Origin of the sequence: Halomonas sp. SH5A2, assembly GCF_014263395.1 — a bacterium.
Lineage (GTDB): Bacteria > Pseudomonadota > Gammaproteobacteria > Pseudomonadales > Halomonadaceae > Vreelandella.
The window spans coordinates 44,163-63,048 of the sequence record NZ_CP058321.1; the positions used below are offsets into that span (position 1 = coordinate 44,163).

Genomic DNA, 18,886 nt, shown 5'->3' on the forward strand with positions numbered 1-18,886 from the left:
AGCCTATTGGCCCTATAGTCACAGTCGATATTAATGAAAAGCGTCATCAGGGCAGTATTAGGCTGCTCATTAACGACAGGTAAGCAGGGTGACGCCTTAAAGTTGACAACATTTAAGGGGCTGGAGAAGCAATATGCGGCGTAAGAAACCCGATATGGTACTCACACTGATGATTGTGTTTGCGCTCGGGGTATTGGCTACCGGCTACGCGCAGGCGCTTTCGGGGAGTTAAGCTGTAGCGCTGGGTATCAAAGCGTCACCGGCTCAATGGGCTGGCCTTACGGGCCAGCCCATTTTGTTAGGTAGCCTATGAAATAGACCCAGGGCGAACAATATGTTGGTCACTCACCACGGCGTTTAACGGTATGTCCCAGGGCTCGACGGGTAAGGTGTCTACCTGCTGGCAGGCGTGGGCCACGCCCAGCAGCGTAGGTTTGGGACCCGGACGGCGCATGAAGGCAAGACTGCGATCGTAAAAGCCGCCGCCCATGCCCATGCGGTTGGCCTGGGCGTCAAAACCGACCAACGGTACGATCACTGTATCCAACGCCCACGCCGGCAAACGACGCTGGCGTTTAGCCGCAAAACGGGTATCCGGCTCGGCAATGCCGAAGCGGTTTTTGATCATCGGCGTGTTGGCATGGTAGGCGACAAACCAGAGCGTATTGGCGCTGAAAGGCCGCAAGACAGGTAAATAAACCGAAACCCCTCGTCGGCGCAGCCAGGGAAGTAGCGGGGTCGGGTCGATTTCACCCATGACGGGTAGGTAAAGACTGATACGTCTTGCGCGGCGAATTTCGGGAAGGCGCTTAAGCTGCTGGCAAAGGCGGTGAGCCGCATCGCGTTGTGCTTGAGGCGAGAGCGATTGACGTCGCCGGCGTAGTTCACGGCGCAACGCGCGTTTATCTTCAGCGCTGTGGAGGCTGTTCATCATTAGTGTTCCCCAGAGTGCCGCTGTCGTTCTGGCCCTGAACCTACTGGTTCAGGTGGGTGGCCGCAGCCAAGCCGTCAGGCTTTCCGACGCACGGACATGCACACGGGCCTGGCTAGCATTTGGCCCCCTAGGTATTACGCATAGGCTCGAGGGACTGTAACGACTGGCGCACACCCCAGAGAACGTCATTATCCTAACAGAGCGGGGGCCAATGCCAAAGGCATGCGTTAAACGGTCTTTACGGCTTGCGAGTTTGTGACAAGGCGTGCTCAAGCCGCTCGTTAAGCCGGTTCAGGCTGGCTTCTCCGGCGCGATGTTCATCCATGGCCTCAAGCAGTTCGTGGGTAATGTTGAGTGCCGCCATGATCGCGATACGTTCGCTTCCCAGCAGGCTGCTTTGGGCCTGAATCCCTTGCATGGCGCGGTCCAGGTAGCGGGCGGCCCGTTCCAGTTGGGCTTCTTCACCGGGGTCGCAGGCAATCACGTAATCACGCCCTAACAGGCTGATTTCGGTAGTAGGCCGTTTAGTGTTACTCATGACAGGCTCCGGCACGGGTCAAAGGGATGCCCAATGCGTTAACATCACTGCATAGGAAGGACGATGTCGCTCACTATAAGAGAGCCGCTTGCACGGGGTCAACGCGCAAGCCTGAGCGACCCTAAACCCATTAACGAGTGAAGATGATGTCGCTAATAGACGAACGCCAGGATTTCTCGGATATCGCCGATGTTTTTTTGTTGCACGGGAGCATGCAGTCGCCTGCCTTTCTGGATGGTCGGTTATGCGCGCTGCTCGCGCTGCGCGATATGGATGCCCAGACTTGGCTGGAAGAGGTCTGCTTAAGCTTGGGCGTGGATCAACCACGCGACCCGGCGAGTGCCGAACGTCTGTTGGGCTGGCGACGGCAAACCCTGGAGGCGCTAAGCGCCAGTGATATGAACTATGCGCCCCTGCTGCCAGATGAGCTGTTCAGCCTGGCTGAGCAGGCCCAGGGCCTGAAGGAATGGACGCTAGGCTTTATCGAGGTAGTCGATGAGGTGACTGACAATGAGCTACGTGAGCGGTGGTCGCAAGCGTTACGCGAGGCGGTAAGTGACCTGGAAGGATTAGGCCGAATCGATACTGATATCGACGATAGCCCTGAAAACGAAAACGATCTATTTGCCTTGACCGAGCATGCCCGCATGGCCGCCATGCTGCTGTATACCGAGCAGCACCCTGGCCAACCGCAGGTCGAGCAAACCGATACCCCCGTTCATTAATCTGTTTTGGGAAAACGCTATGTTGCCTGATGTACTGCCTCGCCCTCCGGCTATCTCGTTGGCGGAATACCACCAGCGGCGCGAGACCCTCATGGCCCAACTACCGCCGAATGCCGCCGTTATTGTGCCCGGCGCGTCGTTGGTAACGCGTTCTCATGACAGTGAGTATGCGTTCCGGCAAAGCAGCGATTTCTACTACCTGACCGGCATTAGCGAGCCGGATGCCCTGTTGGTTCTGTTACCCGAGCGCGAGGCAGGGCAAAGCGTGGTGTTCTGCCAGGACCGTGACCCCACCATGGAAGCTTGGACCGGGCGGCGGTTGGGCGCTCAGGGGGTCGTGACAGCGTATGGCATCGACCAGGCGTTCGAGAACGCCGAGCGCGAGACAAAGTTGCTCGAACTGTTGGCGGGTCGTGAGTGGCTCTATTTACCGCTTGATCAGGACGACGCTCTCGACATTGCCGGAGATGCCCTGTCCCAGGCCAAGGCGGGCCAACGTCGCGGTCATCCCATGCTGAAAGGCTGGATGGATATTAGTTCGCTGATACATGCCATGCGTCAGATCAAGAGCGAGACAGAAATCGCCCTGTTAAGGCACGCTGCGGCAATCTCGGCCCGTGCGCATGTGCGTGCCATGCGGGTGGCGCGCCCTGGGTTGAGCGAGTACCAGCTTCAGGCTGAGCTGGAGCATGAGTTTGTCTGGCAGGGTGGTAGCGGGCCGGCTTACAGCACGATTGTCGGAGGCGGAGCCAATGCTTGCGTATTGCACTACATTGAGAACAGCGCATCGCTGGTTGACGGTGATCTGGTGTTGATCGATGCCGGTGCTGAAGTCGCGCTTTACGCGGGGGATATTACCCGCACTTTCCCGGTATCCGGACGCTTCAGCGATGCCCAGCGAGCGCTTTATCAGGTGGTGCTTGATGCCCAGGAGCGGGCCGTCGAGGCTGTTCAGCCCGGCACCACCCTCGCCGCGATCCATCAGGGCGTTGTGACCGATTTGACCACTGGGTTGATTGAACTTGGCCTGCTGGAAGGCGATCTGCAAACCTGCATCGACGAGCAGCGCTACCGGCGGTTTTATCTGCATTCGACGTCGCACTGGCTGGGGCTGGATGTGCACGATGTAGGTGCCTATCGCTTGGACGAAGAAACTCCGCGCTCACTTGAGCCCGGCATGGTGCTGACCGTTGAGCCGGGACTTTATATTCCCGATGAAGCGGACATTCCGGCCGCGTACCGGGGCATCGGCATCCGTATCGAAGATGACGTGGTGGTCACCGCCCAGGGGCATGAGGTGCTGACTAACCAGGTTCCTAAACGGGTAGCCGAAATTGAAGCACTCATGGCGCCTGATTAAGTCAAAGCGGCGCATTATGTAATTTACGTTACGCAATAAGCGCTGTTCTTAAGAGCGTTGTCACCAGCGGGAGTAGAGCCAATGCAAGCGTCTGGGCAAACGGTAACCCATGACATTGTGATTGTCGGGGGCGGGTTAGTTGGCGCAAGTCTGGGCTGCGCCCTTGCGCCTTTGATTGAGCGTTATGGCTGGAAAGTCGCTATTATTGAAGCGGCACCGTTACCGGCGAAATCGCTCGATGAGGCCTGGCAACCCAGTTTCGACGCTCGCGCCAGTGCCATTGCGGAAGGTTCGGCCCAGCGCTTTCGCCAACTGGGCGTATGGGAAGCTATGCAAACCGAGGCAACGCCCATCAAGCGTATCCACATCAGTGAGCGGGGGCGGCTGGGGGCAACCCGGCTCAATGCCGACGAGCTTGGCGTCGATGCGCTGGGGCACGTGATTCCCAATGCCTGGATGGGGCGCGTGCTGCATCAGCGGCTGAGTACATTACCCCTTGAATGGCACTGCCCCGCCAAGGTTGAAAGCATCACGCCGACGCCCCAAGGGCACGATTTGATGCTGTCTGATGGTAGCCGCCTTCACGGTGCCCTGACAGTGCTGGCGGACGGTGGACGGTCGGGATTAAAGGAACAGCTTGGCATTGGCAGTCGCCGCGAGGCCTATCAGCAAACGGCGTTGATTACCCATGTGGGCGTCAGCCAGCCACACCAGGGCGTGGCCTACGAGCGATTTACCCGGGCCGGGCCAATCGCCCTGTTACCCTTGCCAGGGCAGGCGATGGAGCTGATCTGGACGCATACCACCGGGCATGAACAAGCGCGCCTGGAACTATCGGACGGAGACTTCCTGGCGCAGCTCCAGGCCGCCTTTGGCGACAGGGTCGGGCGCTTTACGCAGGTGGGCCAGCGCCACAGCTATCCCTTGGCCTTAATCACTGCCGAAGAGCCTGTCCGCCCCGGTCTAGCGGTGCTGGGCAATGCGGCCCATGCGCTGCACCCGGTGGCCGGCCAAGGCTTTAATCTGGCCCTACGCGGGGTGATGGACCTGGTCGAGGCGCTTGAGCAAGGCGAGTTGGCGAGGCGGCCATTGGGTGACATGACCACGCTTCAGACGTTCGAGCGCCAGCGCGCGCAGGACCGAGCCAACGTGATTCGTTTTAGCGACGGTCTTATTCGTCTGTTTGGCATGAACTTACCGCTTTTGCCCCACGCCAGAGCCGCCGGCCTGGTGGGGCTCAATATCGTTGGGCCATTACGTAAAGGCCTGGCACGCAGGGCGATGGGGCTGGAACGTTGAGTGCTCCAGGGGTTATGCAGGAAGGAAGCCAACAAAAGGAGTGTTATGCAGACGTCCAATGAGTCAGATGCACCGGCGGAGAACGGCTTCGACGCCATCGTGGTCGGCGCAGGCATGGTGGGCTCCACGCTGAGCTGGCTGCTTGCCGATGCGGGCATGCGAGTGGCATTGGTGGAAGCCAATGCGCGGCCTGCACTACATGAGGTGGGTCGTCTTCCGTCACCCCGGGTGAGTGCTCTGACGCCGGTCTCGCAACGCCTGTTAACCCATATGGGGGCCTGGCCGTTAATGGTTAATGCCCGTGTGACCCCTTATCGTTATATGCAGGTGTGGGACGCCGAGGGCAGCGGTGAGATTGGCTTTTCCGCCGACGAAGCGGGGGTGTCGGTGCTGGGGCATATCGTCGAGAACGACGTGACGTTATCGGCGTTGCACGCAAAGCTTCAAGACCAGGGCCGGGTTAGTACGTTTTTTGATGCGCCGGTCGACACCCTGACGTCTACAGCATCGGGGCGTCGGCTGGGCTTGGCGAATGGCCAGTCGCTGCATGCACCGCTGGTCGTTGCGGCGGACGGCGCGCGTTCGGTCTTGCGCGATATGGCGGGCATCGACGTGGTCAGCGAGGCGATGGGCCAGGAGGCGGTCGTCACCACGGTGCGCTGCGACCATACCCATGGCGATACCGCGCGGCAAGCCTTTATCGACGGGTGTCCGTTGGCATTCTTGCCGCTGACGGTGGAGGGCGACGCCCACTACTGCTCGATTGTGTGGTCGACCACCCCCGACCATGCCGAAGTGCTGTGCCAGCTCTCCCGAGAGGCGCTGGGTGAGGCCCTGGGCAACGCCCTGGGGGAGCGCATGGGAGCGGTGAGCGCCTGCGATCAAGCGTATCGATTTGCGTTAGTGCAACGCCATGCGGTCGATTACGTGCAGCCGCATTTTGCGCTGGTGGGCGATGCGGCCCATAGCCTTCATCCCCTGGCTGGGCAGGGTGCCAACCTGGGGTTGATGGATGCTGCCGTTTTGGCCGACGAGGTCACCTTGGCCTGGCGGCGGGGCGCGCCGTGGGGCGAACTCAGCACCTTGAGTCGCTATGCACGCCGCCGGCGCGGTGATAATCGCGCCATGCTGGCATTAATGAAAGGCTTTAAAACTCTGTTCGGCAGCCATGATCCGGCGCTGACGCTGGTGCGTAATCTGGGCATGAACGGCTTGCACCGGCTCACCCCGCTCAAGCGCACCGTGATGCGGCAAGCCACCGGTGAACGCGGCCGCTTGCCGATGACGTGCCGTTAATTGCGGCGGCGGTCGACCACGTTCAGCGCTTTGAGCAGGTTAAGCGCTTCGCCTAGCTGGTAGTCTTCGCGCAGGCGCTGTGACACTTCTTCTTGGTCACGTGGGGCCTGTTGGGAGCGCAAATGGCCTTCGAGGTCGGCCTCGCGGATTTCGCGCCGTCCTTCGGCGACTTCCAGGCGCCCGCGAACCACATTAACATCGGGTTCGATGCCCTGGGCCTGAATGGAGCGGCCTTCTGGGGTGTAGTAAAGCGCCGTGGTGAGCTTCAGACCCTCACCATTGCCTAGCGGCATGATCTGCTGTACCGACCCCTTGCCGAAGCTATCGGTGCCCATGATCACGCCGCGACGCTGGTCCTGGAGAGCGCCGGCGACGATCTCGGCGGCGGAGGCGCTACCGCTGTTGATCAGCACGACGAGCGGCACATCATTTGCTGGCGTATCAGCCGAGGCGGAGAAAGAAAGCTCGTTGTCGGGAATGCGGCCCTCGGTGTAGACAATCAGTCCCTCGTCCAGGAATAGGTCTGCCACGCCGACGGCTGCCTGTAAAACCCCACCGGGGTTATTACGTAAATCGAGCACCAGACCGTCCAACGGCTGTTCACGGCCCATGCGTTCCAAAGCTTGTTTCGCCTGCTCAGGCGTACGCGACTGGAACTGGCTGATGCGTAAATAGCCATAGCCGGTTTCCAGTAACTCGTGCTTGACGCTTTCACTGCGGATAATCTCGCGGGTAAGCGTGAACTCACGGGGTGATTCCTCGCCCGCGCGGAGCACGGAAATGTCCAGTGTCGTATCGGGTTCGCCACGCATCAAGGTGACGGCTTCCTGCAGTGACATGCCTTCGGTGGGGGTGCCCTCGATACTGATGATGATATCCCGGGACATCAGCCCCGCCTCTGAGGCCGGGGTGTCGTCGATCGGGGTAATGATCATGAGCTGACCGTTTTCCATGCCCACTTCGATGCCGATCCCGCCGAACTCGCCTTCGGTGGATTCGCGCAGGCTTTGATATTCCTCTTTATCCAGATAGGCTGAGTGAGGGTCCAGCTCACTCAGCATGCCGCGCATGGCGTTGCGCAGCAGAGTGCGGTCTTCGACGTCTTCGACATAGGCGCGCTTGATGCGCTCAAACACCTCGGCAAACGTCTGAATTTCTTCAAGCGGCAGATCATCGCTGACGCTATCAACCGTCCCAGAGTTGTCACTACTGGGCTGAGCCAGCAGCGGTAACGGGACCGAAAGTAAAGCGATAGGGAGCAGGGTTGCCAAGAGGCGTTTGACAGGGGCCGATCCCTCGGTAACAGATAGCGTCATGCAGACTCCGCGAAGCGATAGGTGGGCAGCGCGCGCCGCTACCCCAATGACAACAAGAATGACCCAGCTTATCCCGTCAGCGGCGTGCAATCCAACGTTGCGGGTTAATTGGTTCACCACGACTGCGAACTTCAAAGTAGAGCGCGCTACGTGACTGGCCGCCGCTATCGCCAACCCGGCCAATCTCGTCGCCGCGCTCGATCTGCTGACCCGGTCGCGCGGTGAACTGCTGCAGGTGGGCGTATAGCGTCATGATTTGATCACCGTGGTCGATAATCAATAAATTGCCAAACCCACGCATCCAGTCGGCAAACACCACACGGCCGGGGTGCACCGCGCTAACCGAGGTGCCTGCCGAGGCCTGAATGACAATGCCGTTATAATGGACACCATCACGGCGTTGAAAAGCCGCCGTGATATCGCCCTGGACCGGCCAGGGCAAATCCCCTTGAGTACGGGCAATATGGGTCGTCGGCGTAGGCTCGTCAAGGCGGGCCAGTTCGGCCTGAATCTCGCGCAGTCGCTGTTCGGCCTGCTCGCGGTCATCATTCAGGTCGGCCAGACGCGCGGCTTCGCTGCCATAGCGGTCATCGAGGTTGTCCACGACGCCGCGACGTTCCTGGGTGCGTTCGGCGAGCCGTGCACTTTCGGCTTCCAATTCTTCGGACAGGGTGTCCAGTCGGTCCTGGCGCTCGGCAAGTGCTTGTTGGGTGTCGGCAAGCGCACTATCCAGCCGGGCTATCTCGGCCATACGCTGCTGACGCGCCTCGGTCAGCCGATTCAAGTAAGCCTGCATGCGGTCAAGTTCGGCTGGGTCACCCTGATTCAATAGCAGTTTGAGTTGGGGGGTTGGCCCCAACCGATAAAGCGCTGCCAGCTGTTGGCCGAGGGCGGCTGATTGAGCCTCGCGGTCTGCCTCAAGGCGGTCGCGATGCGTGCGAAGCTGATCGGTTTCCTCATTGAGCTTGCGGCGCTCGCTTTGCAACTGGTCGAGACGCTGGTGGGTCTCGGCGAGCTCGGTTTCGACCTCGCGCAGCTCGCGTTTGGCCCCCTCGCGAGCTTCATTGGTTTCGCTCAAGCGCTCGGAAAGCGCCTCGATCGCCTGGCCAAGGTTATCCAGCTGCTGGCGCGCCTGGGTTTCGCTGGGCTGGGCAGCGCCATGTGTGGCGTATAACAGCGCTACCCCAGCCGCTATGCCGACAAGTCGTCGCATGAAGCGGATTAACCGAAGGTGATCAATGGGTGGCCGGTCATCGCTTGAGGCACCTCTTGATTCATCATGCGCAAAAGCGTCGGGGCAAGATCACACAGCCGACCATCCTCCAGCGTCCCTGAGCGTTCCCCCACGTAAACCAGCGGCACCATAAAGGTGGTGTGAGCGGTTTGCGGTGCGCCGGTCTCGGGATGAACCATCTGCTCGGCGTTGCCATGATCAGCGGTAATCAGGCAGGCCCCGCCTGCGCGCTCAATGGCCTCGACCACTCGACCTGCACAGGTATCGACGGTTTCGATGGCTTTTACCGCGGCGTCAAAGTCACCGGTGTGGCCCACCATGTCGCCGTTGGCGTAGTTGCATACCATCAGGTCGAAGCGGCCGCTATCAATGGCCTCAACCAACTTGTCGGTAATCTCGACGGCGCTCATTTCAGGCTTTTCGTCGTAGGTTTTCACGTCCCGCGGTGAGGGGACGAGAATGCGCTCTTCGCCTTCATACTCGGCTTCATTGCCGCCCGAAAAGAAGAAAGTGACGTGGGGGTATTTTTCAGTTTCGGCAATGCGCAGCTGTTTCAAACCGCGTTGGGCCACCACTTCACCCAGAGTGTCGTTGAGATCCGAGGGCGGGAAGGCGGCCGGCGCGGGAATATCGGCGGCATATTGGGTCATCATGACCAGCCCATCTCCCGCGAGTTTGGGGCAAGCGCGCCGCTCGAAACCATTGAAGTCAGGCTCGACTAAGGCGCGGGTCAGTTCGCGAGCCCGGTCCGATCGGAAGTTAAGGAAAATTGCCGCGTCGCCATCCTGTAATGTGATGGCCTGATCATTGTAGCCGTCGCCCAGCGGAACACTGCTGGCGGCCACAAATTCATCGGTTTCACCACGCTCGTAGGCATCACGCAACGCCGTTTCAGCGCTGGTGGCATAGTAATCGGCGTGGCCGTCAGTGAGCAGGCGGTAGGCTTGCTCAACACGCTCCCAGCGGTTGTCGCGATCCATGGCGTAAAAGCGACCGATAATCGAGGCAACAAAGCCGTTATCGGCGCCTACCAGTTCAGCCAGGCGGGCGTTGGCGCGTTCTATGGAGCGCAGCGCACTTTGTGGCGGCATATCCCGGCCGTCCAGGAAGGCGTGCACATAGATACGCTGGGCTCCGCGACGGGCCGCCAGTTCCGCCATGGCAATAAAGTGGTCCTCGTGACTGTGAACGCCGCCGGGCGAGAGCAGACCCAGTAGGTGTACGGGGCGTCCGTTGGCCACTGCCTCGTCGATGGGCTGGGTGAGCACCTCGATGGTGTCCAGGTCGCCGTCTTCAATCGCTTTGGTGATGCGAGTAAAGTCCTGGTAAACAATGCGCCCGGCGCCCAGGTTCATGTGGCCTACTTCGGAGTTGCCCATTTGCCCGTCAGGTAGCCCGACGTGGCGCCCATCGGTGTGAACAAAGGCATGCGGCCGGTCAGCCCAGAGTTTATCCATTACCGGGGTGTTGGCGGCGGCCACCGCATTGTGCGCACTGTCGGGGTTATGGCCGTAGCCATCTAAAATAATCAACGCGACGGGGCGGGGAGTGCTTGCAGTGTCCATTAAATTCTCCTAATAAGTGGCAAACCGAACGACGTTGGGCAGATCGGGGTCGCGGCTAACGCATGCTTGGGGCATCATAACGCAGCCAGTGGCTAAGCGTCATGGCTCGGGCCTGCGCGCGCTGCCGTCAGACGTGTATACTTGTCGCGTTTTAATGGTGACAACGCCGCTTTTTTTCCGTATTGACCAAGAGATTGTGTCGCAATGATCGATCAGCTGTTCGAATTCGTAATGAATCATCCCCTATTGGTGGGGGCGTTTGTGCTGGCGCTGATTGCGTGGATTGTGTATGAAACACGCAGCGCCTCAACCAATGCGCTAACGGCCACCGAGGCCACGCAGCTCATTAACCGTGAAGATGCCGTTGTAGTGGATATCCGTGAAAGTAAAGACTTCAAAACGGGGCATATCGCCGGTGCGCGCAATATTCCCCAGAGCAGCCTTGATAGCCGCATGAATGAGCTTAATAAAGTGAAAGACAAGCCGGTCATTGTGGTGTGTAAACACGGACAAAGCTCAGGTGCTGCCCAGGCGAAGCTTGCCAAGGCAGGTTTTGAACGCGCCTTTAAATTAAAAGGCGGCATGGCGCAGTGGCAGGCCGATGGCCTTCCAGTGGTTAAAAAATAGGTCTAGCTAGACACGCACTTCATTTATTGCATCAACGATTGAATTGACGATTGCATCAACAACGAGGAGTTCTCCCATGGCGGAAGATAACAACACCCCGCAGGCTGGCGCGCAAGCCGACGACAAACCGCAGCTCAAATTTTCGCTGCAACGCATTTACGTAAAAGATATTTCGTTTGAAGCGCCCAATTCGCCGTCGGTGTTCAAGGACGCATTCAAGCCCAAGGTCAACCTCGACCTCAATACCAGCAGCACTAAAATTGCCGATGATCAGTACGAAGTGGTCGTTAAAGTGACGGCGCAGGTTAACGATAAAGAAACTGGCACGACTTCCTTTTTGGCGGAAGTTGAGCAGGCAGGCCTGTTCCGCATTGCCGGTATCGAAGGTGCCCAGCTTGATCAAACCCTGGGGGCTTTCTGCCCAAACCTGCTGTTCCCCTATGCCCGTGAATGCGTGGATAACCTGGTCAACCGTGGTGGCTTCCCGCCGCTGATGCTGGCGCCGGTAAATTTTGAAGCGATGTACGCACAGCGCAAGCAACGCGAGAAACAACAAGCCGACCAGGCTGAAGAGAATACGCACTAAGCGATGTTGGCTGCCGACTGGTTCGCCCGGCATGGGAAAATGCCGCGCCTTTATGTCCCCGGGGTGTTTCGCCCAGGCGATGAGGTGGTGCTGCCGGAAGGCCCCGCGCGGCATGTGACGCGGGTGCTGCGGTTGGGCGAAGGCTCGCCCCTGGTACTGTTCGATGGGCATGGCCAGGAGGCGGGTGTGCGCCTTATCGCCGTAGGCCGCAAGCAGGCAACGGTGTGTGTTGAGGCGGTTTGGCCGGGTAATGGCGAATCGCCGCTGGCCGTGCACTTAGGCCAGGCGATATCCAAAGGCGACCGAATGGACTATGCCATTCAGAAAACCGTCGAACTTGGCGTGTCGGCCATTACGCCGCTGTATACCGAGCGGGGCGATGTGCGCCTTAAAAGCGACCGGGAAGCCAAAAAACTGGCTCATTGGCAGGCGGTGGCGGCCAGCGCCTGTGAGCAAAGCGGGCGTGCGTTCGTGCCGCCGGTCAATCCGCCCATTACTCTCAAGGCATGGCTTGAGGCACGTCAGGAACCGCTGCGTTTAATGCTGCACCTAGCGACTGGCCATGCCTTCGATCGCCAAGATCGCCCCACTTCGGCTGCTCTGCTTATCGGCCCGGAAGGTGGTTTGAGCGAGAGTGATATTGATGCTGCCCAAAATGCTGCCTTTACACCGCTAACACTCGGCCCGCGGGTTTTGCGTACGGAGACGGCACCGGTGGTGGCGTTAACCCTTCTGCAGCATTACTTCGGCGATTTGTAAGCCCTCCTTTATCTACCATTTTGTCTTACGTTACCAAGCCCCCATAATGAAATCCTATTTATTGTAAGGACGGCACCCATGGTCCGTGAGCCTCACTCTTCCACCCGACCCGCCAGCGATGCTTCCGCTCAACTGGGCGAAGTGGCGTACTTAACCGTTACCGCCGTGAACAATACCGGTGCCTTTTTGCGCTGGGGGCCATCCAAGGATGTGCTATTGCCCTACAGCGAGCAGCGTTTTCGCCCCGACCCTGGCAAACGCGTGCTGGTCATGCTGTATAGCGACGACCAGGGGCGGCCGGTGGCGACCATGCGTCTTGATCGTTTTTTAACCGACGACGCCTGGGCGCTGGATACCGGTGACCAAGTGGCCGTGGTGGTGGCTGACCGCACCGACCTGGGCATGAAGGTCGTCGTCAATCACCGTTATTGGGGGTTGATCTATCAGGACGATATCAGCCAGCCGCTGCGGCGTGGCCAGTCGTTAACGGGGTATGTCAAGCAACGCCGTGAAGATGGACGCGTGGATATTTCGCTGCTGCCGCCAGGCGCTGCCCGCCTGGACGTGGTAGGCGATCAAGTGCTCCAGGCGCTGCGCGAGAGCGGCGGCTACCTGGCCTTAGGGGACAAGAGTACCGCTCACGATATCAAGGCGCGGCTGGGTGTGAGCAAGAGTGCCTACAAGCAGGCGATTGGGCGACTTTACAAGCAACAGCTGATTACCCTTGAGCCCAATGCCATACGCCTAGTACCCGGTGCGCTTAGCGAGTAACACGGCTCGCGGTTGGAGCCTGAGAAGCAGTGCGGCATACTGCCCCCTTATATGTTCATGTATGGATAGCGTTCGATGAGTCAGTCAACCTTGCACCTTGGTGTCGTGATGGATCCCATCAGCGACATCGCTTACAAGAAAGATACCACCATGGCGATGCTATGGGCGGCCCAGGACCGCGGCTATACGCTGCACTACATGGAGCAGGAAGATCTTTTCTTGAATGCAGGGCAGGCATACGCGCGCATGCGACCGCTGACGGTGTATCGAGACCCTGCACATTGGTATGAACTGGGGGAGCCGTCTGCCCGACCGCTTGATGAGCTTGACGCGGTGCTGATGCGCAAAGATCCCCCGGTGGATGCGGATTTTACCAATGCGGTTCATCTACTCGGCTTTGCTGAACGAGAGGGTGTGTTGATTGTCAATCCAACGGGCGCCCTGTTGCAGTGTAATGAGAAGCTGTTTGCCCAGCAGTTTCCGCAGTGTTGCGCGCCTACGCTGGTGGCCAGCCGGGCCGATGTGCTGCGTGCTTTTCACGCCGAGCACGGTGATGTCATCTTCAAACCGCTGGATGGCATGGGCGGTACCGGTATCTTTCACATTGGTCCCGAGGGGCGCAACATCGGTGCTGTGATCGAGCAGCTGACCCTGCGTGGCCAGCGCCAGATCATGGCGCAGCGCTATCTGCCCGCTATCAAGGAAGGTGACACGCGGATTTTGCTGGTCGATGGCGAGCCGGTACCTTATGGTCTGGCGCGCATCCCTTCAGCGGGGGAGACGCGCGGCAATCTGGCCGCCGGTGGGCGCGGCGTGAGTCGCGAGCTGACCCGCCGAGACCAGTGGCTTGTTGAACAAGTGCAGCCCATGATCCGCGAAAAAGGATTGATGTTCGTCGGTCTGGATGTGATCGGCGATTATATTACAGAGATTAACGTGACAAGCCCCACCTGCGTGCGCGAAATCGACGATCAGCGCGGTACGGATATCGCAGGATTGCTGCTGGACGCCATAGAACGCCGCCTTGCCGCTTAAGCGGCTCTTTATCGCTCTGTCGCGACTTATTTACTGATTTTTAGGCTGGCTGATGTTGTCAGCTGGCCGCAGGAGACGCATGCAAAGTTTAAAGCATCATTTTTTGATGGCGATGCCGCACCAAGACGATCCCAATTTTGCGGGAAGCCTTATCTACCTGTGTGATCATGACCACAATGGTTGCATGGGCGTGATTGCCAACCGCCCCTTGGAGATCACCCTCGACGCGCTCTTCGAGCAACTGGAATTAGGGGGAGATCATAGCCCCTACCGCAACTCGCCGGTGTATTACGGTGGGCCGATGCATAAAGACCGCGGTTTTATTCTGCATACGGGTGATAGTCAGGCATGGGATTCCAGCCTTCAGGTCGAAGACAACATTTCACTCACGACGTCGATGGATATCTTGCAGGCATTGGCGAACGGTGAAGGCCCTGAACAGTTCCTGGTCTGCCTGGGTTGTGCTGGCTGGGAAGTGGGTCAGCTTGAAGAAGAATTAAAGGAAAACGCCTGGCTGACGGTGGAAGGTGAGGCGTCGGTGCTATTTGATACGCCGCCTGCCGAACGACTCGCCGCGGCGGCAGGTATTCTCGGGGTAGATCTTAATCTGATGACCCGCGATGCAGGTCATGCCTAATGGTCGAGCGTAATGGCTGAAAACGGTCAGCGCCTTGTGCTGGCGTTTGATTTTGGTACCCGGCGCATCGGCGTGGCCGTCGGCAATGAGTTGTTGAACAGTGCCCGAGAGCTTGCTCCACTCACCGCGCGTGACGGTATTCCCGACTGGGACCTAGTGACGCGCCTCGTCAAAGAGTGGCAGCCCGATCTGTTTGTCGTCGGCTTGCCGCTCAATATGGATGGCACCGAGTCGGCCATGAGTGTTCGCGCGCGCAAGTTCGGTAATCGACTTCACGGGCGCTTTGGTAAACCCTGCGAAATGGTCGACGAGCGCGGCTCTACCCGGGAAGCGAAACAGATCGCCCTCGCGGCGGGTCATCGCGGCAATTACCGTGAAGAGAGTGTCGATGGTATTGCCGCGGTGATTATTCTGGAGGGCTGGTTTGCCCACCAGGAAGGACTCCCTGGCGGGCGCGTATCTCGCTAACGGTCGAGCGTACCGGTCTGGGCGGGTACAAACCAGCGTACGGGCTGCATTTCCTTTTCAACCAGTTCGTCAACCTCAAGTAGCGTTGCGAAGATTGCCATGCGCATGGGAATCCCGTTATCGGTTTGGCGGAAAATGGCCAGCCGTGGGTCGCCGTTTAGATCCACGTTCAAGTCATTTGCCCCCGGGCGGCTATCGCGAGGTAGTGGGTGCATGACAATGGTGTTTTCGTTGCAGCGTTGATCGAGGAAGTCCCGGTTAACCATGAAGTCATCGGAAAGCCCCTGAAAACTCTCGTTCATCTCGTCGGTAAAGCGTTCCTTCTGAATACGCGTGGTGTATACCACGTCCAGATCCGAGAAGTCGCTGGCCAGCGAGTTGCGCTGCTCAATGCGGTGGCCGCGAGACGTTACCTTATCAATCAGCGTTGATGGCATCTCGAGCCCTGGTGGTGACACCAGCGTAATGCGCAGTGGTCCATAGAGCGACAAGAGCTTGATCAGTGAGTGAACGGTACGACCGTACTTTAAATCACCGGTGAGCAGTATATGCGCACCCTCCAGTGATTTACCCAGGCGCTGAAATTCTTTATCAATGGTGTAGAGATCCAGTAGCGCCTGGCTGGGGTGCTCCCCTGGGCCGTCGCCGCCATTGATGACAGGAACATTTGTCGCCGCGGCAAACTCAGCGACTGAACCTTGATCAGGGTGACGCATGACAATGGCGTCGCAGTAGCCGCTCATCACGCGACTGGTGTCGTACAGCGACTCCCCCTTGGCCATCGATGAAAAGGTAAAGCCGGTGGTGTCGCACACGCTGCCGCCCAAACGGCAGAAGGCGGCATTGAAGCTAACGCGGGTACGCGTACTGGCCTCAAAAAAAAGGTTGCCGAGAACCGCCCCCTCCAAAACGCGGGTAACCTGGCGACGCTGGGCAATTGGTTCCATGCGCGCGGCGACACGCAGCAAATGGTCAACGCTTTCGCGGTTTAATGAATCGACAGTTAATAGATGCTGACGCTGGCTCATCACGGACCTCGGCAATAAAGTAGTGCTGCTAGTGTAACCGCCAATTGGGCTGTCGCCGAAGCGCTTTCACGGTAGATAGTGTCTAGCCATAAAACTTTTTCGCATAACCTCTTGTCAAGCGGCTGCTGAGGCCGTAAAGTACGCATCCGCTGCCGGGGACGCAGAGCGTCACCAGCGGTGATTGAGGTGTAAAAACCCAGGTTTGTCAGTTGGTTAGGCAAGCGAGTGTGATCAATAGGTTGTGTCACGTCGCATCAAGTTTCGCCAACCAGTCATTGACAACCACAAGGAAGTCGGTAGAATACGTCTTCCTCGCTGAGGCCAAACAGTTCAACGCTTGGCCGGTTGTATGCCACTGACTTCGGTCAGTTAGACAGCACAGCGAAACGCTCTTTAATAATGTGATCAGGTAATTCATGTGGGCGCTTGCCGATGAGGGTGATAAATCACCAAATATCAAGGCAAGCGGTCATGAAGACGAAAGTTTGAATGAATTCGTTTGAACCTTGAGCCAAGTTTGGTTCGCTTTTGTTGCTTTCGGGCGACAAGTAAGAACCACAATGATTGTAAACTGAAGAGTTTGATCATGGCTCAGATTGAACGCTGGCGGCAGGCCTAACACATGCAAGTCGAGCGGAAACGATCCTAGCTTGCTAGGAGGCGTCGAGCGGCGGACGGGTGAGTAACGCATAGGAATCTACCCGGTAGTGGGGGATAACCTGGGGAAACCCAGGCTAATACCGCATACGTCCTACGGGAGAAAGGGGGCTTCGGCTCCCGCTATTGGATGAGCCTATGTCGGATTAGCTGGTTGGTGAGGTAATGGCTCACCAAGGCGACGATCCGTAGCTGGTCTGAGAGGATGATCAGCCACATCGGGACTGAGACACGGCCCGAACTCCTACGGGAGGCAGCAGTGGGGAATATTGGACAATGGGGGCAACCCTGATCCAGCCATGCCGCGTGTGTGAAGAAGGCCCTCGGGTTGTAAAGCACTTTCAGCGAGGAAGAACGCCTGTCGGTTAATACCCGGCAGGAAAGACATCACTCGCAGAAGAAGCACCGGCTAACTCCGTGCCAGCAGCCGCGGTAATACGGAGGGTGCAAGCGTTAATCGGAATTACTGGGCGTAAAGCGCGCGTAGGTGGCTTGATAAGCCGGTTGTGAAAGCCCCGGGCTCAACCTGGGAACGGCATCCGGAACTATGAGGCTAGAGTGCAGGAGAGGAAGGTAGAATTCCCGGTGTAGCGGTGAAATGCGTAGAGATCGGGAGGAATACCAGTGGCGAAGGCGGCCTTCTGGACTGACACTGACACTGAGGTGCGAAAGCGTGGGTAGCAAACAGGATTAGATACCCTGGTAGTCCACGCCGTAAACGATGTCGACCAGCCGTTGGGTGCCTAGCGCACTTTGTGGCGAAGTTAACGCGATAAGTCGACCGCCTGGGGAGTACGGCCGCAAGGTTAAAACTCAAATGAATTGACGGGGGCCCGCACAAGCGGTGGAGCATGTGGTTTAATTCGATGCAACGCGAAGAACCTTACCTACCCTTGACATCCTGCGAACTTGTGAGAGATCACTTGGTGCCTTCGGGAGCGCAGAGACAGGTGCTGCATGGCTGTCGTCAGCTCGTGTTGTGAAATGTTGGGTTAAGTCCCGTAACGAGCGCAACCCTTGTCCTTATTTGCCAGCGCGTAATGGCGGGAACTCTAAGGAGACTGCCGGTGACAAACCGGAGGAAGGTGGGGACGACGTCAAGTCATCATGGCCCTTACGGGTAGGGCTACACACGTGCTACAATGGCCGGTACAAAGGGCAGCGAGCTCGCGAGAGTCAGCGAATCCCTTAAAGCCGGTCTCAGTCCGGATCGGAGTCTGCAACTCGACTCCGTGAAGTCGGAATCGCTAGTAATCGTGAATCAGAATGTCACGGTGAATACGTTCCCGGGCCTTGTACACACCGCCCGTCACACCATGGGAGTGGACTGCACCAGAAGTGGTTAGCCTAACTTTGGAGGGCGATCACCACGGTGTGGTTCATGACTGGGGTGAAGTCGTAACAAGGTAGCCGTAGGGGAACCTGCGGCTGGATCACCTCCTTAAACGATGCATCATCCTCGCGGTAAGCGCTCACAATGAATTACCTGATCACGTGATAGAGCAAACGGTTTAAGCATTAGCCCTCTTGGGTCTGTAGCTCAGTTGGTTAGAGCGCACCCCTGATAAGGGTGAGGTCGGCAGTTCAAGTCTGCCCAGACCCACCAAATTTGCGTGATACGTCGTTGCTTCACTACTCGCATAGCAGGCTATGCGTCGCACTGAAGCGCCTAGTCTCACACAAATTACCCAGAGGCAAGTGTTGATAGATGGGGCCATAGCTCAGCTGGGAGAGCGCCTGCCTTGCACGCAGGAGGTCAGCGGTTCGATCCCGCTTGGCTCCACCACTCAAGCTTGAAGTTGAAAGCTTGAAGAAAAAGCCCGACTTGAACGACATCAAAACCGTCTTGACGAAGTTTTAAGCTAGGTGTTTGGGAGAAGGTTTTCTCTTTAAGCTTCCAGCTTAGGGCTTCCAGCTCTAAACGCTCTTTAACAATGTATATCATGCTGACATGAACGTTTTTTGAAACGTTCATACGTAATTGTTTTGTGATACGTCTCAAGCGTATCCGGCAATCGTTATCATTGCGAGACACCAGACCCCTTCGGGTT

Annotated in this window: 18 protein-coding genes, 2 tRNA genes, 1 rRNA gene and 1 other RNA gene; 14 read left to right on the top strand and 8 right to left on the bottom strand. The window is 58.1% G+C overall.

Annotated elements, in window-relative coordinates:
* Positions 1 to 307: 307 nt before the first annotated feature.
* The 3 genes from HXW73_RS00170 to HXW73_RS00180 form a co-directional block, all read right to left on the bottom strand.
* On the bottom strand, positions 308 to 931 hold the full coding sequence (locus HXW73_RS00170; RefSeq protein WP_186255862.1) for a 5-formyltetrahydrofolate cyclo-ligase: 624 nt from the start codon (positions 929 to 931) through the stop codon (positions 308 to 310).
* A 5-nt stretch (positions 932 to 936) separates the two neighbouring features.
* Positions 937 to 1,119, bottom strand: a non-coding RNA gene (gene ssrS, locus HXW73_RS00175) — 6S RNA.
* 53 nt (positions 1,120 to 1,172) lie between these two features.
* Positions 1,173 to 1,472, bottom strand: coding sequence for a cell division protein ZapA (locus HXW73_RS00180; RefSeq protein WP_186254369.1), 300 nt, complete (start codon positions 1,470 to 1,472; stop codon positions 1,173 to 1,175).
* A 146-nt stretch (positions 1,473 to 1,618) separates the two neighbouring features.
* On the opposite strand from HXW73_RS00180, the gene HXW73_RS00185 reads away from it, so the two are divergent.
* The 4 genes from HXW73_RS00185 (at position 1,619) to HXW73_RS00200 (ending at position 6,152) form a co-directional block, all read left to right on the top strand.
* Entirely contained in the window at positions 1,619 to 2,197 is a 579-nt protein-coding gene (locus tag HXW73_RS00185) for a UPF0149 family protein (protein ID WP_186255863.1), read from the top strand.
* A gap of 19 nt (positions 2,198 to 2,216) precedes the next feature.
* Positions 2,217 to 3,557 carry a Xaa-Pro aminopeptidase gene (gene pepP / locus HXW73_RS00190; protein WP_186254370.1) on the top strand — a complete coding sequence of 447 codons (1,341 nt, stop codon included), beginning with the start codon at positions 2,217 to 2,219 and terminating at the stop codon, positions 3,555 to 3,557.
* Between the two features lie 81 nt (positions 3,558 to 3,638).
* Positions 3,639 to 4,856, top strand: a complete 1,218-nt coding sequence (gene ubiH / locus HXW73_RS00195) for a 2-octaprenyl-6-methoxyphenyl hydroxylase (RefSeq protein WP_186254371.1) — start codon at positions 3,639 to 3,641, stop codon at positions 4,854 to 4,856.
* A gap of 45 nt (positions 4,857 to 4,901) precedes the next feature.
* A complete protein-coding gene (locus HXW73_RS00200) occupies positions 4,902 to 6,152 on the top strand; it encodes a UbiH/UbiF/VisC/COQ6 family ubiquinone biosynthesis hydroxylase (RefSeq protein WP_186254372.1) in 1,251 nt (416 codons plus the stop codon).
* Here the strand turns inward: HXW73_RS00200 and HXW73_RS00205 are convergent.
* From HXW73_RS00205 to gpmI, 3 genes are all read right to left on the bottom strand, one after another.
* Positions 6,149 to 7,468 (bottom strand): S41 family peptidase, encoded by a 1,320-nt coding sequence (locus HXW73_RS00205; protein WP_186254373.1) that lies wholly within the window; start codon positions 7,466 to 7,468, stop codon positions 6,149 to 6,151. The genes HXW73_RS00200 and HXW73_RS00205 overlap by 4 nt on opposite strands.
* Before the next feature lie 76 nt (positions 7,469 to 7,544).
* A complete protein-coding gene (locus tag HXW73_RS00210) occupies positions 7,545 to 8,681 on the bottom strand; it encodes a murein hydrolase activator EnvC family protein (protein ID WP_186254374.1) in 1,137 nt (378 codons plus the stop codon).
* Between the two features lie 8 nt (positions 8,682 to 8,689).
* Positions 8,690 to 10,267: a 2,3-bisphosphoglycerate-independent phosphoglycerate mutase gene (gene gpmI / locus HXW73_RS00215; protein WP_186254375.1), complete on the bottom strand. Its 1,578-nt coding sequence runs from the start codon at positions 10,265 to 10,267 to the stop codon at positions 8,690 to 8,692.
* A gap of 204 nt (positions 10,268 to 10,471) precedes the next feature.
* On the opposite strand from gpmI, the gene HXW73_RS00220 reads away from it, so the two are divergent.
* The 7 genes from HXW73_RS00220 to ruvX all read left to right on the top strand — a co-directional run bounded on the left by HXW73_RS00220 (position 10,472) and on the right by ruvX (position 15,150).
* Positions 10,472 to 10,894, top strand: coding sequence for a rhodanese-like domain-containing protein (locus tag HXW73_RS00220; protein WP_186254376.1), 423 nt, complete (start codon positions 10,472 to 10,474; stop codon positions 10,892 to 10,894).
* A 76-nt stretch (positions 10,895 to 10,970) separates the two neighbouring features.
* Complete coding sequence (secB, locus tag HXW73_RS00225; RefSeq protein ID WP_186254377.1) at positions 10,971 to 11,480, top strand: protein-export chaperone SecB; 510 nt, start codon at positions 10,971 to 10,973, stop codon at positions 11,478 to 11,480.
* A 3-nt stretch (positions 11,481 to 11,483) separates the two neighbouring features.
* Positions 11,484 to 12,239: a 16S rRNA (uracil(1498)-N(3))-methyltransferase gene (locus HXW73_RS00230; protein ID WP_186254378.1), complete on the top strand. Its 756-nt coding sequence runs from the start codon at positions 11,484 to 11,486 to the stop codon at positions 12,237 to 12,239.
* Between the two features lie 78 nt (positions 12,240 to 12,317).
* Positions 12,318 to 13,010, top strand: coding sequence for a CvfB family protein (locus HXW73_RS00235; RefSeq protein WP_186254379.1), 693 nt, complete (start codon positions 12,318 to 12,320; stop codon positions 13,008 to 13,010).
* A 75-nt stretch (positions 13,011 to 13,085) separates the two neighbouring features.
* Positions 13,086 to 14,045 (top strand): glutathione synthase, encoded by a 960-nt coding sequence (gene gshB, locus HXW73_RS00240; protein WP_186254380.1) that lies wholly within the window; start codon positions 13,086 to 13,088, stop codon positions 14,043 to 14,045.
* Positions 14,046 to 14,124: 79 nt separating this feature from the next.
* Positions 14,125 to 14,682 (top strand): YqgE/AlgH family protein, encoded by a 558-nt coding sequence (locus tag HXW73_RS00245; RefSeq protein ID WP_186254381.1) that lies wholly within the window; start codon positions 14,125 to 14,127, stop codon positions 14,680 to 14,682.
* Between the two features lie 12 nt (positions 14,683 to 14,694).
* Positions 14,695 to 15,150 carry a Holliday junction resolvase RuvX gene (gene ruvX / locus HXW73_RS00250; protein WP_186254382.1) on the top strand — a complete coding sequence of 152 codons (456 nt, stop codon included), beginning with the start codon at positions 14,695 to 14,697 and terminating at the stop codon, positions 15,148 to 15,150.
* Here ruvX and HXW73_RS00255 read toward each other — a convergent pair.
* Positions 15,147 to 16,178 (bottom strand): aspartate carbamoyltransferase, encoded by a 1,032-nt coding sequence (locus tag HXW73_RS00255; RefSeq protein WP_186254383.1) that lies wholly within the window; start codon positions 16,176 to 16,178, stop codon positions 15,147 to 15,149. The genes ruvX and HXW73_RS00255 overlap by 4 nt on opposite strands.
* Before the next feature lie 568 nt (positions 16,179 to 16,746).
* Here HXW73_RS00255 and HXW73_RS00260 point away from each other — a divergent pair.
* The 3 genes from HXW73_RS00260 (at position 16,747) to HXW73_RS00270 (ending at position 18,621) form a co-directional block, all read left to right on the top strand.
* Positions 16,747 to 18,279, top strand: a 16S ribosomal RNA gene (locus HXW73_RS00260).
* A gap of 85 nt (positions 18,280 to 18,364) precedes the next feature.
* A tRNA-Ile gene (locus HXW73_RS00265) sits at positions 18,365 to 18,441 on the top strand.
* Positions 18,442 to 18,545: 104 nt separating this feature from the next.
* Positions 18,546 to 18,621: transfer RNA gene (locus HXW73_RS00270), tRNA-Ala, on the top strand.
* Here HXW73_RS00270 and HXW73_RS00275 read toward each other — a convergent pair.
* On the bottom strand, positions 18,592 to 18,870 hold the full coding sequence (locus tag HXW73_RS00275) for a hypothetical protein (protein ID WP_186252881.1): 279 nt from the start codon (positions 18,868 to 18,870) through the stop codon (positions 18,592 to 18,594). The two genes, HXW73_RS00270 and HXW73_RS00275, sit on opposite strands and share 30 nt — an antisense overlap.
* Positions 18,871 to 18,886 lie beyond the last annotated feature (16 nt).